Raw genomic sequence first — 17313 nt, 5'->3', positions numbered from 1 at the left:
ATGATTTCGCCTTCGGATATCCGGCGCGCGAGCATCCTGATCGTCGATGACGAACCGGTCAACGTGCAGCTGCTCGAATTCCTGCTCAAGACCAGCGGCTACGAACAGGTTGCCAGCACCACCGATCCGCGCCAGGTCGCCACGCTGCACCTGCAGCACCGCTTCGACCTGATCATCCTCGACCTGCAGATGCCGCACATGGACGGCTTCCAGGTGATGGAAGCGCTGAAGCCGATGGAACGCGAATCCTGGCTGCCGGTACTGGTGGTGACGGCCGAGCCGGACAAGAAGCTGGCCGCGCTCGAGGCCGGGGCGCGCGACTTCATCGGCAAGCCCTTCGACACCGTCGAGGTGCTGACCCGCATCCGCAACCTGCTGGAAGTCCGCCTGTTCCACAAGGAGTCGCGCGAGCACGGCGCCCGCCTGGAACGCAAGGTGAGGGAACGCACCGCCGAGCTGCAGCGCTTCCGCGGCGCGATGGACGCCACCGCCGACGCCATCTTCCTGGTCGACGCCCGCAACATGGCGATGGTCGACGTCAGCGACGGCGCCTGCCGCATGCTGGGTTTCTCGCGCGAGGCGCTGCTGCGCATCGACCCGGTGGCGCTGGGCCTGGCCGAGCGGGCCCAGCTGGAACGCTACTCCGACCCGGGCAGTGCGCCGCGCGAGCACGACATCGTCGAGACCGACCTGCTGCGCGCCGACGGCCAGGGCGCGGTGCCGGTCGAGATCAGCTGGCAGCTGCAGCAGCTCGACGAGATGCGCATGCTGATCGCGGTGGCGCGCGACATCAGCGAACGCCTGCACGCGGCCCAGCGCCTGAAGCACATGTCGAACTACGACAGCCTGACCGGCCTGCCGAACCGCACCCTGTTCTTCCAGACCCTGCGCGACGCCATCGAGCTCGCCCAGGACAAGAACTGGCGCATCGCGGTGCTGTTCATCACCCTCGACCGCTTCAAGATCATCAACGATTCGCTCGGCCCGGCGCTGGGCGACGAGCTGCTGCGCCAGTTCAGCACCCGGCTGGTGCGCTGCGTGCGCCTGCGCGACACCGTCGGGCGCCTGGGCGGCGACGAGTTCGCGCTGATCCTCACCATGACGCGCGAGCAGCAGGAGGAAGAGGCGGTTGGCGTCGCCAACGAGGTGCGCGAAGCCCTGCGCGCGCCTTTCGACCTGAATGGACAACGGGCCGCGCTGACGGCCAGCATCGGCATCGCCATGTACCCGGACGACGCCACCGACCCGGGCACCCTGGTCAAGTACGCCGACGTGGCGATGGTGCGCGCGCGTGAAGCGGGGCGCGACGGCTACCGCTTCTTCACCTCCGGCATGAACGTGCAGGTGCTGGCGCGCCTGGACCTCGAGCTGGCCTTGCGCGGTGCGATCGACGGCGAGCAGTTCGAGCTGCACTACCAGCCCAAGCTCGACCTCAACACCGGAAGGGTCAGCGGGGTCGAGGCGCTGCTGCGCTGGCGCCGCCCCGGCTTCGGCCTGGTCTACCCGGCCGAGTTCGTGCCCATCATGGAAGAGACCGGGATGGTGGTGCGGGTCGGCGCCTGGATCATCGATGAAGCCTGCCGCCAGATCGCCGCCTGGAACCGGCAGGGCGTGCGCGACGTGCGGGTGGCGGTGAACGTGTCGAGCCGCCAGTTCGTCGAGGGCGACCTCGAGGGCGATATCCGCGCGGCGCTCCAGAAGCACAAGGTCGAGCCGGGGCTGCTGGAACTGGAACTGACCGAGAGCGCGCTGATGAGCAATGCCGAGCACACGATCGAGGTGCTGGAGAGCCTGAAGAGGCTCGGCATCCGCATCGCGATCGACGACTTCGGCACCGGCTATTCGAGCCTGGCCTACCTGAAGCGCTTCCCGATCGACAAGCTGAAGATCGACATCGCCTTCGTGCGCGACATCACGACCAATCCGGACGATGCCGCGATCGCGCTGGCCATCATCAGCATGGCGCACAGCCTGCACATGCAGGTGATCGCGGAGGGCGTGGAGTCGCGCGCCCAGATGGCGCTGTTGCGGCGCCATTTCTGCGACGAGATCCAGGGCTTCCACTTCTCGCGCGCGCTGAGCGCCGGGGAGCTGGGCAAGCTGGTGCTCGAGAACCGCGCCCAGCCGACCCGCCCGGCGGCCGACGACCGCAACGTCCAGACCCTGCTGGTGGTGGACGACGACGTCAACGTGCTGGCGGCCCTGCACCGCCTGTTCCGGCGCGATAACTACCGGGTGCTGACGGCGGCCACGCCGGCCGAGGGCTTCGAGCTGCTGGCGCTGTACCACGTGCAGGTGATCCTGTGCGACCAGCGCATGCCGGTGATGAGCGGGATCGAATTCCTCAGCAAGGTGAAGGAAATGTATCCGGACACCATCCGCATCATCCTGTCCGGCTATACCGGGGTGGACACGGTGCTCGATTCGATCAACCGCGGCGCCATCTACCGCTTCTACACCAAGCCCTGGAACGACAACGAGCTGCGCGACAACGTGCGCCTGGCGTTTCGCCAGTACTGGCTGACGCACGGGCCCTACGACGACCGCAAGAAGCCGCGCGACGAGCAGGTCGCCTGATAATAACCTGCGTCAAACGAAGTGGTCCCAGCCGCGCAGGTTCAGGGCCAGCGGAGAGCCGGCCGCATCGACCAGGCGCAGCCCCGGCTCGGCCTCGATACGTCCCACGCGCGTGACCGGCGTGCCCGAACGCTGCCCGGCCGCCAGGATCGCATCCCGGTTCGCGGCCGGCGCCGTGAAGCACAGTTCGTAATCGTCCCCGCCCGCCGCCGTGAAGCGCCGCCGCAGGTCGAGCGGCTGGCGCGCCAGCGCCGGTCCGGCCGGCAGGGCGTCGACGTCCAGCAGCGCGCCCACCTTCGAGGCTGCGAGGATGTGGCCGAGGTCGCCGACCAGGCCGTCCGAGATGTCCAGCGCCGCATGCGCCAGCCGCTCGCCGGCCAGCAGCCGGCCCAGGGCCACGCGCGGCGACGGCGCGTGCAGGCGTGGCGCCGCCTGCCGCCGGTCCGCCTCGTCCAGCGTCAGCTCGCCCAGGGAATCCGCCAGCGCCAGGCGGGCATCGCCCAGGGTGCCGGAGATCCAGATGTCGTCGCCGGGACGGGCGGCATCGCGCCGCAGCGCCGTGCCGGGCGCCAGTTCGCCGAAGATCGTGATGCAGATGTTCAGCGGCCCCTTGGTGGTGTCGCCGCCGACCAGCTCGCAGCCGTGGGCATCGGCCAGCGCGAACAGGCCGCGCGAAAAACCGTCCAGCCAGGCCGGATCGGCCGCGGGCAGGGCCAGCGCCAGGGTGAAGCCGAGCGGCATGGCGCCCATCGCCGCAAGGTCCGACAGGTTCACGGCCAGGGATTTGTGGCCGAGGTCGAAAGGATCGGCGCCGGCCAGGAAGTGCCGGCCCTCGACCAGCATGTCGGACGACACCGCCAGCTGCAGGCCGGGGGTGGGCGCCAGCAGGGCGCAGTCGTCGCCGACGCCGAGCACGGTACGGCCGGAGGCGTCAGGGCGCCCGCGTCGGGTGAAATACTGTTTGATGAGGTCGAATTCGGAGAGCATGGGCGGGATTGTAATCCGGCCCGGCGGCCCGGAATACCTCTGCCTGGCACAGCGGCGATCGCTGTATGTACAACTTTTTGGCAAGGCTGTCGGTAGAAATACCTACACGATTAGAGGATTCCCTCTGATAAAATCAAAGTCCCCCAGTCCCAGTACAGTTCAGGAAGGCCTGCAAAGCATGGATTCGTCAATCGACAAAAAAGAAGAATTACGCCAACAACTGCGTGCTGCAGCGCTCGAGTATCACCAGATTCCCCGCCCTGGCAAGATTTCCGTCACCGCCACCAAGCAGCTGCTGAACCAGCGCGACCTGGCGCTGGCCTATTCGCCGGGGGTGGCAGCTCCCTGCGAAGAGATCGTCAAGGATCCGGCCAACTCCTATAAATACACGGCGCGCGGCAACCTGGTTGCCGTGATCTCGAACGGCACCGCCGTCCTCGGCCTGGGCAATATCGGCCCGCTGGCGTCGAAGCCGGTCATGGAAGGCAAGGGCGTGCTGTTCAAGAAGTTCGCCGGCATCGACGTCTTCGACATCGAGATCAACGAGAACGATCCGGACAAGCTGATCGACGTGATCGCCGCGCTCGAGCCGACTTTCGGCGGCGTGAACCTGGAAGACATCAAGGCGCCGGAGTGCTTCTACATCGAGCGCAAGCTGCGCGAGCGCATGAAGATCCCGGTCTTCCACGACGACCAGCACGGCACCGCGATCATCGTCGGCGCCGCCATCCTGAACGGCCTGAAGGTGGTCGGCAAGGATCTCAAGCAGTGCAAGCTGGTGGTGTCGGGCGCGGGCGCGGCGGCGCTGGCCTGCCTCGATCTGATCGTCGACCTCGGCTTCCCGATCGAGAACATCTTCGTGACCGACCTGGCCGGCGTGGTCTATAAAGGCCGCACCGAGCTGATGGACCCGGACAAGGAGCGCTTCGCCCAGGACACGCCGTACCGCAGCCTGGCCGAGGTGATGCCGGACGCCGACATCTTCCTGGGCCTGTCCGCCGGCGGTGTGCTGAAGCCGGAAATGGTGGCGAAGATGGCGCCGAATCCGCTGATCCTGGCGCTGGCCAATCCGAACCCGGAGATCCTGCCGGAAGATGCGAAAGCCGTGCGCAGCGACGTGATCATCGCGACCGGCCGCTCGGACTACCCGAACCAGGTCAACAACGTCCTGTGCTTCCCCTACATGTTCCGCGGCGCCCTGGACTGCGGTGCGAGCACCATCACGCGCGAGATGGAAATCGCGGTGGTGCATGCGATCGCCGAGCTGGCCCATGCCGAGCAGTCGGACATCGTGGCCTCGGCCTATGGCATCGCCAATCTGTCCTTCGGGCCGGAATACCTGATCCCGATGCCCTTCGACCCGCGCCTGCTGACCCATATCGCACCGGCGGTGGCGAAGGCCGCGATGGATGGCGGCGTCGCCACCCGTCCGATCGCCGACCTGGCCGCCTACGCCGAAAGCCTGGAGCAGTTCGTGTACCGCAGCGGTTCCTTCATGAAGCCGCTGTTCCAGGTTGCCAAGAGCGCCCCGGCCGAGCTCAAGCGCATCGTCTACGCCGAGGGCGAGGACGAACGCGTGCTGCGCGCCGTGCAGGTGGTGGTGGACGAAGGCCTGGCGCGCCCGATCCTGGTCGGCCGCCCGGCCGTGCTGGAACAGCGCATCGAAAAGTTCGGCCTGCGCCTGAAGCCCGGCCGGCACTTCGACGTCATCAATCCGGACTTCGACGAGCGCTACCGCGACTACTGGCAGACCTACCACCAGATGGTGATGCGCAAGGGCGTGACCCAGGACATGGCCAAGCTGGCCATGCGCCGCCGCCATACCCTGATCGGCGCCATGATGGTCCACAAGGGCGACGCCGACGGCATGATCTGCGGCACCTACGGCACCACCCACGCCCACCTGGAATTCATCGACAAGGTGCTGGGCCTGCGCCCGGGCGCCAACGTCTATGCGGCGATGAACTTCGTCATCACCGAGGAACGCCAGCTGGCGATGGTCGACACCCACGTCAACGAGAACCCGACGGCGGAAGAGCTGGCCGAGATCACGATCATGGCGGCCGAGGAGCTGGAGCGTTTCGGCATCACGCCGCGCGCGGCGCTGCTGTCGCACTCGAACTTCGGCACCTCGAACAGCGAGTCGGCGCAGAAGATGCGCGCCGCGCTGGCGCTGGTGCAGCAGAAGGCCCCGAACCTGGAAGTCGACGGCGAAATGCACGGCGACGCCGCGCTGGATTCGAAGCTGCGCGCCAAGATCATGCCGCAATCGACGCTGAAGGGCGATGCCAACCTGGTGGTGATGCCGAACATCGACGCCGCCAACATCGCCTACAACCTGCTCAAGACCGCGGCCGGCAACGGCATCGCCGTCGGTCCGGTGCTGCTGGGCTGCGCGCGTCCGGTGCACATCCTGACGCCGTCGGCCACCGTCCGCCGGATCGTCAACATGACGGCGTTGTGCGTTGTGGACGCCGTATCCGCACGCTGAGATTTAACATTCTCGCGACATGAAAATAGGCCGTTCGCGGCCTTTTTTCATGGGTGCTCCCCTATGAATGTCTTCAAAATGTAGAAGTTCCGTACATTTGAAGAACTTGTAATGAACCTTGAGGCAGACGTAACAATGCGTAATCACGCGACGTGGTTCAACTGATTCGGGTGATAATAGTCAAGTATATGTTGTGTCTTTGGCACGATGTCTCCGTGCAAAGCTGCAAGCATTGGCTCTGTTACAATGCGGGGTTTGTCGGAATGATCTGGTCCGGACTCTCCCAAACGCCAGCCGCCTGCCGCGGTGGCCTCCTCAGACCAGCACCTGGAAATACCTAGAACATGCAAACTACAAAAAGAGCCCTGATTACCGGCATTACGGGCCAGGATGGCGCTTATCTTGCGCAATTGCTCCTGGAAAAAGGGTACCACGTGACGGGTACTTTCCGCCGCTCCAGCTCCGTCAATTTCTGGCGCATCGCGGAACTGGGCATCGAGAACCACCCGAACCTGTCGCTGGTCGAGTACGACCTGACCGATCTCTCCTCCAGCATCCGCCTGCTGGAATCGACCCGCCCGGACGAAGTCTACAACCTGGCGGCGCAAAGCTTCGTCGGCGTCTCTTTCGAGCAGCCGGTCACCACCGCCTCGATCACCGGCCTGGGCGCCGTCAACCTGCTGGAAGCGATTCGCATCGTGCATCCGAAAGCGCGCTTCTACCAGGCCTCGACCTCCGAAATGTTCGGCAAGGTGCAGGCCGTGCCGCAGGTCGAGAGCACCCCGTTCTACCCGCGCAGCCCGTATGGCGTGGCCAAGCTGTATGCGCACTGGATGACCGTCAACTACCGCGAATCCTACGGCATCTTCGGCAGTTCCGGCATCCTGTTCAACCACGAGTCGCCGCTGCGCGGCCGTGAATTCGTCACCCGCAAGATCACCGACTCGGTGGCCAAGATCGTGCTGAACAAGCTCGAGGTGCTCGAGCTGGGCAACCTGGACGCCAAGCGCGACTGGGGCTATGCGCGCGAATACGTGGAAGGCATGTGGCGCATGCTGCAGGCCGACCAGCCGGACACCTTCGTACTGGCCACCAACCGTACCGAGACCGTGCGCGACTTCGTGAGCATGGCCTTCCGCGGCGCCGGCATCGACGTCGAATGGAAGGGCCAGGGCGAGGGCGAAACCGGCCACTGCGGCCGTACCGGCAAGCTGCTGGTGCGCGTGTCGCCCAAGTTCTACCGCCCGGCCGAGGTCGACCTGCTGATCGGCGATCCGGGCAAGGCCGAGCGCGAACTCGGCTGGAAGGCGCGCACCACGCTGGAACAGCTGTGCCAGATGATGGTCGACGCCGACCTGCGCCGCAACGAACTGGGCTTCTCGTTCTGACATGAACCGCATGGTCACGGACGAGGTCGCCGGCATGGCCGAAGGGCGCGAAGGCGAGGGCAAGCGCGCCCTGATCACCGGGCTGCGCGGCTTCACCGGTTATTACATGGCGCGCGAACTGAGCGCCGCCGGCTACCACGTCCACGGCACCGTGCTGCCGGGCGAGCCGACCGGCCCGGATATCTTCGCCGTCGACCTGCTCGACCGCGCCTCGGTGGCCGCAGCCGTCGAACAGGTGCGGCCGGATGTGGTCGTGCACCTGGCCGCCATCGCCTTCGTGGCCCATAACGATGCCGACCAGATGTACCGCGTCAACGTGGTGGGCACCCGCAACCTGCTGGAAGCGCTGGCGGCCGGCGCGCACAAGCCGGCCAGCGTACTGCTGGCCTCTTCCGCCAATATCTACGGCAACGCCGACGTGGCCGTCATCGACGAAAGCGTGGCGCCGAATCCGGCCAACGACTACGCGGTCAGCAAGCTGGCGATGGAAACCATGGCGCGCCTGTGGATGGACAAGCTGCCGATCACGATCGCGCGTCCGTTCAACTACACCGGCGTCGGCCAGACCGAGAATTTCCTGCTGCCGAAGATCGTCTCCCACTTCCGCAAGGAAGCGCGCCGCATCGAGCTGGGCAACCTGGCGATCGCGCGCGACTTTTCCGACGTGCGCATGGTGGCCAGGAGCTATCGCCGGCTGCTGGCGGCCGCGCCCGCCGGCGAAGCCTTCAACGTCTGCTCGGGCCAGCCGCATTCGCTGGAAAGCCTGATCGACATGATGAGCGAGATCGCCGGCTACCGCATCGAAGTGCACGTCAATCCCGCCTTCGTGCGCGCCAACGAGGTGCTCACGCTCACCGGCAGCAACGCCAAGCTGGCAGGCGTCATCGGCAAGCTCGAGCCGACCCCGCTGCTTGACACGCTGCGCTGGATGTACACGGCGTGAGTGGAGTGAGAGTCGGCCTGGGAACGACCATGATCGAACCGGGCTTCACTGGCGGACGGCTGGACGGCATCGGGGTGTACACCCGGGCCCTGCTGCGCCACCTGCCGGCTGCCGGCTGCGAGGTCTTGCCCTTTTCCTGGCCGGAAGGGAAGACCCCGCCCAGCGAGGGCCGGGCGCTGCCGCAATCCTTCGGGCGCGCCACCCTGGTCGACCTGCTGACGCCGAACGCGCACCGCATCCACATGCCGGCCGACGTCTTCCATGCGACCGACTACCGTGTGGCACGGATGGATTGCCCGGTGGTGGCGACCCTGCACGACGCGCTGCCGATCAAGCATCCTGAATGGTGCAATCCGCGCCTGCGCGGAATGAAGAACTGGCTGCAGCGCAAGGCGGCGCAGAAGGCCGACCACGTGATCGCCGTGTCCCAGTATGCGGTCGAGGAACTGGTCGACTGCTTCGGCGTGGACGAACGCCGCATCTCGGTGGTGCCGAACGGCGTCGACGAGGAATGGCTGGAACCGCCGGCGCCGGGCGAAGTGGCGGCCACGCTGGAAGCCTGCGGGCTGCGGCCCGGCTACTTCCTGTTCGTCGGCACGCTGCAGCCGCGCAAGAACGTCGAGCGCCTGCTGGAAGCCTATCTCGCGCTGCCGCAGGCGGTGCGCGACGAGCGCCAGATGGTCATCGTCGGCAATGCCGGCGCCCGTTCGGAAGAATTACTGCGCCGGATCGCCGCCAAGGTGGCGGACGGCGCCGGGGTGATCTGGCTGAACCGCCTGACGGACGACGCCCAGCTGCGCCACGTGTATGCCGGTGCCGGCGTGTTCGTGTTTCCCTCGCTGTACGAAGGCTTCGGGATTCCCGTGCTCGAAGCCTTCGCATCGGGTGTGCCGGTGGTGACCTCGAACGTGACCTCGCTGCCCGAGGTGTCGGCCGGGGCGGCCCTCGAAGTCGACCCGCTCGACGCCGGGGCGATCGGCGAGGCGATGCTGGCCCTGGTGCGCGAACCCTCGCTGCGGGCGCGCTGCATTACCGCCGGTCGCGCGCGCGCGGCCCAGTTGACCTGGAATGCGACGGCGCGCCAGACTGCCGCCGTCTACCGTTCACTCATCTAAAGACTCAGTGCTCTAGCGATTTAGCCATGCGTATCCTTCACTTCTACAAGACCTACTATCCCGACTCGGTGGGAGGGATCGAACAGGTCATCCGCCAGATGTGCGTCGGAACCGGGCGGCTGGGGGTGACCAACCAGGTGCTGTCGCTGTCGCGCGAGACCGAGCTCCGGCCTTTCGAGTTCGAAGGGCATATGGTGCACCGGGTGCCGCAGAACTTCGAGCTGGCATCGAACGGGGTGTCGCTGCAGGCGATCTCCGCGCTGGCGCGCATGGCGGCCGAGGCCGACGTCGTGCACTACCATTTCCCCTGGCCCTTCATGGACCTGGCCCATTTCCTGGCGCGCGTGAACAAGCCCAGCGTGGTGACCTACCATTCCGACATCGTGCGCCAGAAGGCCCTGCTGCGCTTGTACCAGCCGCTGCAGAACCGCTTCCTGCAGAGCGTCGACGCGATCGTGGCGACCTCGCCCAACTACCTGGGCTCGTCCACGGTGCTGGACCGCTACCGCGACAAGACCCGCGTGATCACCTTCGGCCTCGACAAGTCCAGCTATCCGGAGCCGGACGAGGCGCTGCTGGACCACTGGCGGGCCAAGGTCGGCCCGAAATTCTTCCTGTTCGTCGGCGTGCTGCGCTACTACAAGGGGCTGCACATCCTGCTGGATGCGGTGGCGGGCACCGATTATCCGGTGGTGATCGTCGGCGCCGGCCCGATCGAGCAGGAGCTGAAGGCCCACGCCGAGCGCCTGGGCCTGAAGAACGTGATGTTCGTCGGTAAGCTGGACGACATGGACAAGGTTGCCCTGCTCAAGCTGTGCTACGCGGTGTCCTTCCCGTCGCACCTGCGCTCGGAAGCCTTCGGCATCTCGCTGCTGGAAGGCGCGATGTTCGGCAAGCCGATGATCTCGAGCGAGATCGGCACCGGCACCACCTACATCAACATCCACCAGCAGACCGGCCTGGTGGTGCCGCCCTCCGACCACGAAGCCCTGCGCGAAGCGATGCGCACCCTGTGGGACGATCCGCAACTGGCCAGCGAGATGGGACGCCGCGCCGAGGCGCGCTACTGGCAGCTGTTCACCGCCGAGCAGATGGCGGACGGGTATGTGAGCCTGTACCAGGAACTGGTGGCGCGGCGCGAGCAGGTGGGGTTGACGCCGGCTACGCGTTTGGGATGAAAGCCGGGTGGGCACCCCGTGCCCACCCTACGAATTACGCGGCCTTGAGTTCCTGGTTCTCTTCCGCCCAGCGCTGCCGGATCGCGCGGATCGCCGGCATCTGGCCGATGAACAGGTCCACCAGGGCCGGATCGAAATGCCTGCCCTTCTGCTCGACCAGGAAGGCCAGCGCATCCTCCTCGCTCCAGGCCTTCTTGTACGGACGCACCGAGGTCAGGGCGTCGAACACGTCGGCGATCGCCGTAATCCTTCCTTCCAGCGGAATCGCTTCGCCCGCCAGCCCCTTCGGATAGCCGCTGCCGTCCCATTTCTCGTGGTGGGTGAGGGCGATGTTGCGCGCCAGCGACAGCATCCCGTTCGGGTGCTCGCCGATGATCTCGGCGCCGATGGTGGCGTGGCTCTGCATGATCTTCCATTCGTCCGGATCGAGCGGTCCGGGTTTCTGCAGGATGCTGTCGGGGATGCCGATCTTGCCGACGTCGTGCATCGGCGCCGCGTGCAGCAGGTCGTCGGCCTCGTTCTCGCTCATGCCGGCCGCCAGGCCGAGGATGCGCGAGAAGTGGCTCATGCGGATCACGTGCAGGCCGGTCTCGTTGTCCTTGTACTCGGCGGCGAGACCGAGGCGCTGGACGATTTCCAGGCGCGTCGCGCGCAGCTCTTCCATGCGCACCAGCGACAGGTGGGTGCGCACGCGCGCGCGCACGATCGGCGGGCTGACCGGCTTGGTGATGTAGTCGACCGCGCCGGCCTCGAAGCCTTCCAGCTCGTCGTCGGTGTCGGTCAGCGCCGTCACGAAGATGACCGGGACCCTGGCGGTACGCGGATCGGCCTTCAGGGCGGCACAGACTTCGTAGCCGCTCATGCCCGGCATCATGACGTCCAGCAGGATCAGGTCGGGACATTCCTCGCGCACCAGTTCGAGTGCGCGCGGGCCGTCCTTGGCGAAACGCAGGCGGTAGTGGTCCTGCAGGATCTGGCGCAGCAGTTGCAGGTTGCTTGCTTCGTCGTCGACCGCAAGGATCAGCGGAAGGTTGACGGTACTCATTCGGACATCTCCTGTGCCATGTCGTCGATGGCGCCCAGCACGGCGTCGAGCTGCTGCAGGGCCAAATCAAAATCAAAATCGGCGATCGCCGCGTGGACCTGGGCCGCGCGCGTGGCGAGCGGGTGGCCGCTCAGCGCAGCCGCCAGGCCGGCCGAGGCGGCGTCGTCCAGTCCGCCGCGGCGCAGGGCATCGCGCAGCACCGTGCCGGCACGTTTGGCGCGATCCAGGTCGAAGCCAGGACGGACGGCCTTCGCCGGCGTGGCGGTGGCCGGCGCCGGCTGCGCGGCGCGGATCTCCGCCAGGGCGCCGTCGAGCAGCGCCTCCAGTTGGGTCAGCGAATCGCGCAGCGTGTCCTCACAGCCCGGATAGAGCTTGCCGCTGTCGCCGTCGACCAGGCCTTCGAGCTTGCCGAGGGCATCGGCCAGCAGTTCCAGGCCGAGGTTGGCGGCCACGCCGCGCACCCGGTGCGCCAGCATGCGCAGGGCGCGGTAGTCGGCGCTGGAGGCTTGCGCCGCCAGGGCCTGGACCAGCCCGGCGTGCTGGGTCTCGAAATGCGCCAGCGCCTCCAGGTAGGCGTCTTCCTTCTGGCTCCAGCGGCGCAGGCCGGCCTGGCGGTTCAGGGTCATGCGTTCCTGGGCCGGCAGGTCCGGGTCCGGCTGGGCACTGCCGAGGCCCAGCACGCGGGCGATCTCGTGCGACAGCGCGAACCAGTCGACCGGCTTGCTGGCGAAGCCGTCCATGCCGGCGTCGACGCTGGCGCGGCGGTGTTCGGCCAGCACGCTGGCGGTCATCGCGATCACCGGCACGCGCGGCCGGCCGGCGGCTTCGGCCTGCTGGCGGATCAGGCGGGTCGCCGAGAGGCCGTCGATGGTCGGCATCTGGAAGTCCATCAGGATCACGTCGAAGGCTTCGCGGGCGGCCAGCTCGACCACCTGGGCGCCGTCGCCGGCGGCGGTCATGGTGTGGCCGCGGCGCGCCAGCAGCAGCTGCAGCAGTTCCTGGTTCTGCGGCACGTCGTCGGCCACCAGCACGCGCAGCGGCGGCAGGGCGGCCGGGGTGCGTACGCGCGGCTGCTGCGGCGCGAAGCGCGCCAGCAGCAGCGGCAGCACCACGTGGAAGGCCGTGCCCTTGCCCTGTTCGCTCGTGGCCCAGATCCTGCCGCCCATGAGCTCGACCAGCTGCTTGCTGATCGTGGTGCCCAGGCCGGTGCCGCCGAAGCGGCGCGTCATCGAGGCGTCGGCCTGGGTGAAGGGATCGAAGATCGCCTGCAGGCGCTCCGGCGCGATGCCGATGCCGGTGTCCTTGATCTCGAAGTGCAGCTGTTCGTCCTGCAGCGAGGCGCGCAGGGTGACGCTGCCCTTTTCGGTGAACTTGATCGCGTTGTCGAGCAGGTTGGTCAGCACCTGGCGTACGCGCAGCTCGTCGCCGCGCAGGCAGGTCGGCAGGGCGGGGTCGTAGTGGATGTCGACGTGCAGGCCCTTGGCGCGCGCATTGGCTGCCAGGGTCGACGACAGTTCGTCGATCAGCGACAGCAGGTTGTAGTCGTTCTGTTCGAGTTCGACCGCGCCTTTTTCCAGCTTGGCGGTGTCGAGGATCTCGTTCAGCAGGCGCAGCAGCGCACGGCCGGCGCTGCGGATCGTATCGAGGTGACGCCGCTGTTCGGGCGCCAGCTCGCCGTCGAGCAGTACGTCGGTGAAGCCGAGGATCGAGTTCATCGGCGTGCGGATCTCGTGGCTCATGTTGGCGACGAAGCTGGCGCGCGCGGCGGCGGCCTGCTCGGCGTTCTCTTTCGCTTCGCGCAGCGCGTCTTCCATCTGGCGGCGTTCGGTGATGTCGAGGATCACGCCGTCCAGCCAGTGCAGATCGCCGGCGTCGTTGCGCACGCCGGTACCGTTTTCCCACAGCCAGTGGACGCTGCCGTCGGCGTGCAGCAGGCGGTACTCGACCAGGTAGGGGTGGTCGTCGCGCAGTGCCGTCTCGATCGCATCGAGCACGCGCACGCGGTCGGCGGCGTGGATCAGGGCGTCGAAGCTGCGGCGCGCCGGCTTGCCCGGCTGCGCCGGCACGAAGTCGCTGCCGGGGTAGCCGGTGATGCGCTCGACGGCGTCGCTGATGAAGACCAGCGAACGGTCGCCTTCCAGCAGGCTGCGGTAGGAAATGCCGGGGATGTTGCCGATCAGGGAACGGAACTGCTGCTCGCTGGCGCGCAGCGCCTGTTCCATCGCGCGGCGCTCGCTGATGTCGGTGATGAAGCAGACGAACAGCTCCTTGTCGTCCAGGCGCGTATGGCCGACCGCGCGCCGGATCGGCACGATGCTGCCGTCCTTGCGGCGGCCGGTGACGTCGGCGCTCTTGGCGCTGGCCGACAGTTCGCCGGTCTGCAGCGTGCGCAGCAGGCCGACCTGGGCCGAGGCTTCCTCGTTGCCGATCAGGACGCGGATGTGCTGGCCGAGGATCTCCTCGCGCGTCCAGCCGTAGATGCGTTCGGCCGAGGCATTGAATTCGAGGATGGTGCCGGAACGGTCGACGGTGACCACGCCGTCCACCGTGGTGGTCAGGAGGGCGCGCATCCAGGCTTCGCTGCGCGACAGTTCGCGGAACAGCTGGCGGTAGCGCAGCAGGCCGTTCCCGCCCAGCACGAAGATGGTGAAGGCGACCGTGATCAGGCTGATCGCCAGCGCCAGGAAGGTATCGGATTGCGCCTTGTGGGTGGTCTGGGCGGCGCGGCCGACGAAGCGCGCGGCTTCCATGCCGGTATAGTGCATGCCGGCGATGGCGCAGCCCATCACGACGGCGGCCAGGAAGATGCGGCGGCCCTGGCTCAGGCGGTGCGACAGGCTGGACAGGCCGAAACGCACCCACAGCGCCAGCGTCGCCAGCACCACCGCGACCACGATCGACAGCAGGAACACCGGCAGGTTGTAGTGCAGTTCGAGGCCCATCCGCATGCCCGCCATGCCGGCATAGTGCATGGTGCCGATGCCGGCGCCGACCACCACGCCGCCCGCCAGCAGGCCCCAGCCGCCCAGGCGCTCGCGCGAGATCAGCCACAGCGCGGCGAGGGAAGCGAAGATGCTCGGCACGCCCGAGATGATGGTGGCGACCGGATCGTAATCGACGTCGGTGCACAGGTCGAAGGCCAGCATGCCGATGAAGTGCATCGCCCACACGCCGGTGCCCAGCGCCAGGCTGCCGGTGCCGAGCACGAGCCAGCGCTGGCTACGGTTGACGGCCGCCTGGCCGGCGATCAGCAGCGCCATCCAGGACGCGAAGATGGCCACCAGCACCGACAGGATCACCAGGCCCGGCGTATATATCCCGTAACTCAGCAGGGACGGATCGTCGGGCACGTTAAACAATGAAAACAGCATAAATTTGATGAAAATGACGACGATTGTTGGCGACAGGCACGCAAGTATGTCACTTTCTCACAGGAAAGTGTTATGGTACATGTAGATAGTGACCGTTTGACAGCAATTCCTGTCGCGTTGGCACCACCAAATTGACGAAAATTGTCGAGTTGCTATGAATTGCCGCGGGGCGGATGTTGCTGGTATGCTAGTTGCACAGGTCGCTGCCAGACGGCAGCGTTGGCATCGGGTGCGCTATGCGAATCGACACAATCATTGTTTCCGCAATGCTTGCCCTTGGCTGTGCCGCATCGCAGGCACAGCCGGTGCCGCGTCTGCATCTCACCACCGAGGCCGCGGCGCCGCACAGCATGCAGGACGGGCAGCGCGTGGTCGGCATCGGCGCCGACACCGTGCGCGAGATCATGACGCGCGCCCGCATCGATCACACGATCGAGCTGCTGCCATGGAAGCGCGCCTACACCGCGGCGCTCGAACACGACGATACCTGCGTGTTCTCCACCACCCGCACGCCCGAGCGCGAAGCCCTGTTCAAGTGGATCGGACCGATCGGCGAAGCCGAGTGGGTGCTGATGGCGCGCGCCGGCCGCAATCTGCATCTGGACAGCCTGGAGGAGGCGCGCAAATACCGCATCGGCACCTATAACGGCGACGCCCGCGACCAGTATCTGCGCACGCGCGGCTTCGACGTCGATCCCGCGCCGAACGACCTGCTCAATCCACGCAAGCTGATGGCGGACCGCATCGACCTCTGGGCCGCCAGCTTCCGGCGCGGCAGCGCCACCCTGTCGCGCCTGGGCTATGGCGACAAGATCGTGCCGGTGCTGGTCTTCAACCGCATCCGCGTCTACCTGGCCTGCAACCGCGGCGTGCCCGACACCCTGACGGCGCGCATGAACGCGGCCTTCGAATCGATGGAGCGCGACGGCACCCTGCAGCAGATCCTGCACCGCTACGACGCTGTCGGCATGCCGGCGCAACGCTGAGTTTCCGCGTGCGACCCGGAACGGGTCGTTTATGTATGATGGAAAACCTGCAACTGAACCCCAGAGGAAGTTGTGACGGCATCCCTCATCCCGGCCGACCGGTTCTCGCTTGGCTCCCTTCGCATGCTGTCCCTGCGCGACGCCGTCCTGCGCGTGTGGGAAGAGCAGTTGCGCGACGTCCTGCCGCGTACGGGAACGCTGAGCCATCCGGTACTGATCGATACGGTGCCGGTGCTGTACGAACGGATGTGTGCCCTCCTGACCCCGGCCTATTTTGGACGCGACGGCGTCGACGTCTCGGCCATCGCCGCCGAGCACGGGGTCGAGCGGGCCAACCTGACCGACTACGACGCCGAGTCCATCCTGGCCGAGTTCCAGATCTTCCGCAGCGTGCTGTTCGACATGCTGGATGCGCACGAGGTCGCGCTGACCGGCCCCGAGCGCCGCGCCCTGCACCTGACCATCGACCTGGCGGTGCGCGAGAGCGTGCGCGCCTTCATCGTCGCCGCCAATGCCCTGCGCGAACGCTTCGCCGGCGCGCTCGCGCACGACCTGCGCCAGCCGGTATCGAACATCGCCATGGGCGCGCAGCTGATCCTGCGCCTGAATCCGCCGCCCGAGATCGCCGACTGGGCCGGCCGCATCCTCAGGAACGGCGAGCGCATGGCGACCATGCTGAAGGAGCTGCTGGACGCGCTGGCGATCCAGTCCGGCGACCGCCTCAAGCTGGCGCTGAGCCAGTTCGACATGCTGAAGCTGGTCGAATCGGTGGCCCAGCGCGCCCGCGACTACCAGGGCGCCGACGTGCGCGTCGAGGGGGGGGAAGTGAACGGCTGGTGGAGCCATGCGGCGCTCGAACGGGCGCTGGAAAACCTCCTCAACAACGCGCAGAAGTACGGCGACCCGGACACGCCGATCCACATCCACGTGGGCGCCGAAAACGAGCGCGCCGTCATCTCGGTGCGCAACCAGGGCAAGCCGATCCCGCCCGGCGAATTCGAGGCGATCTTCCAGCAGTTCGTGCGTTCGAAGGACGCCGGCGAATCGCCGACCGGCAGCTGGGGCATCGGCCTTCCCTATGTGCGCACGGTGGCGCAGAGCCACGGCGGCAGCGCGCTGGTGTTCAGCGATGCGGATTCCGGGACCGTGTTCGTGATCGATGTGCCGGTGGATGCGCGGCCTTTTCAGGAGCAGGTGGCTTAGCTTTGTTGACCATCCGATAACCCAGGGGT

At 66.9% G+C, this 17313-nt stretch carries 11 protein-coding genes; 8 read left to right on the top strand and 3 right to left on the bottom strand.

Annotated features, from left to right (window positions below):
- Complete coding sequence (locus AC1DOQ_RS16300; protein WP_477366235.1) at positions 1 to 2577, top strand: EAL domain-containing protein; 2577 nt, start codon at positions 1 to 3, stop codon at positions 2575 to 2577.
- A 12-nt stretch (positions 2578 to 2589) separates the two neighbouring features.
- Here the strand turns inward: AC1DOQ_RS16300 and thiL are convergent, their stop codons facing one another.
- Positions 2590 to 3564 carry a thiamine-phosphate kinase gene (gene thiL, locus AC1DOQ_RS16295; RefSeq protein ID WP_477366232.1) on the bottom strand — a complete coding sequence of 325 codons (975 nt, stop codon included), beginning with the start codon at positions 3562 to 3564 and terminating at the stop codon, positions 2590 to 2592.
- A 178-nt stretch (positions 3565 to 3742) separates the two neighbouring features.
- Here thiL and AC1DOQ_RS16290 point away from each other — a divergent pair, with 178 nt between their 5' ends.
- The 5 genes from AC1DOQ_RS16290 (at position 3743) to AC1DOQ_RS16270 (ending at position 10679) form a co-directional block, all read left to right on the top strand.
- On the top strand, positions 3743 to 6055 hold the full coding sequence (locus tag AC1DOQ_RS16290; RefSeq protein ID WP_477366229.1) for an NADP-dependent malic enzyme: 2313 nt from the start codon (positions 3743 to 3745) through the stop codon (positions 6053 to 6055).
- Positions 6056 to 6399: 344 nt separating this feature from the next.
- Positions 6400 to 7443 carry a GDP-mannose 4,6-dehydratase gene (gene gmd, locus AC1DOQ_RS16285; protein WP_477366226.1) on the top strand — a complete coding sequence of 348 codons (1044 nt, stop codon included), beginning with the start codon at positions 6400 to 6402 and terminating at the stop codon, positions 7441 to 7443.
- 1 nt (position 7444) lies between these two features.
- Positions 7445 to 8386 carry a GDP-mannose 4,6-dehydratase gene (locus AC1DOQ_RS16280; protein WP_477366223.1) on the top strand — a complete coding sequence of 314 codons (942 nt, stop codon included), beginning with the start codon at positions 7445 to 7447 and terminating at the stop codon, positions 8384 to 8386.
- Positions 8383 to 9501: a glycosyltransferase family 4 protein gene (locus tag AC1DOQ_RS16275; protein WP_477366220.1), complete on the top strand. Its 1119-nt coding sequence runs from the start codon at positions 8383 to 8385 to the stop codon at positions 9499 to 9501. The genes AC1DOQ_RS16280 and AC1DOQ_RS16275 overlap by 4 nt, the downstream gene beginning before the upstream one ends.
- A 26-nt stretch (positions 9502 to 9527) precedes the next feature.
- Positions 9528 to 10679, top strand: a complete 1152-nt coding sequence (locus AC1DOQ_RS16270; RefSeq protein ID WP_477366217.1) for a glycosyltransferase family 4 protein — start codon at positions 9528 to 9530, stop codon at positions 10677 to 10679.
- Between the two features lie 34 nt (positions 10680 to 10713).
- On the opposite strand, the gene AC1DOQ_RS16265 is transcribed toward AC1DOQ_RS16270, so the two are convergent.
- The gene (locus AC1DOQ_RS16265) at positions 10714 to 11724 is read right to left on the bottom strand and encodes a response regulator (protein ID WP_477366214.1); all 1011 of its coding nucleotides are present in this window, start codon (positions 11722 to 11724) and stop codon (positions 10714 to 10716) included.
- Positions 11721 to 15095: an MHYT domain-containing protein gene (locus AC1DOQ_RS16260; RefSeq protein ID WP_477366211.1), complete on the bottom strand. Its 3375-nt coding sequence runs from the start codon at positions 15093 to 15095 to the stop codon at positions 11721 to 11723. The genes AC1DOQ_RS16265 and AC1DOQ_RS16260 overlap by 4 nt, the downstream gene beginning before the upstream one ends.
- A gap of 305 nt (positions 15096 to 15400) precedes the next feature.
- Here AC1DOQ_RS16260 and AC1DOQ_RS16255 point away from each other — a divergent pair, with 305 nt between their 5' ends.
- Together AC1DOQ_RS16255 and AC1DOQ_RS16250 are read left to right on the top strand one after the other, a co-directional pair.
- Complete coding sequence (locus AC1DOQ_RS16255; protein WP_477366208.1) at positions 15401 to 16081, top strand: substrate-binding periplasmic protein; 681 nt, start codon at positions 15401 to 15403, stop codon at positions 16079 to 16081.
- A gap of 72 nt (positions 16082 to 16153) precedes the next feature.
- On the top strand, positions 16154 to 17284 hold the full coding sequence (locus AC1DOQ_RS16250) for a sensor histidine kinase (RefSeq protein ID WP_477366205.1): 1131 nt from the start codon (positions 16154 to 16156) through the stop codon (positions 17282 to 17284).
- Positions 17285 to 17313: the final 29 nt, after the last annotated feature.

The organism is Massilia sp. 01N417 (assembly GCF_056399645.1).
The sequence above is the reverse complement of the archived record's forward strand: the minus strand, read 5'-3'. Positions and strand labels throughout refer to the sequence as shown.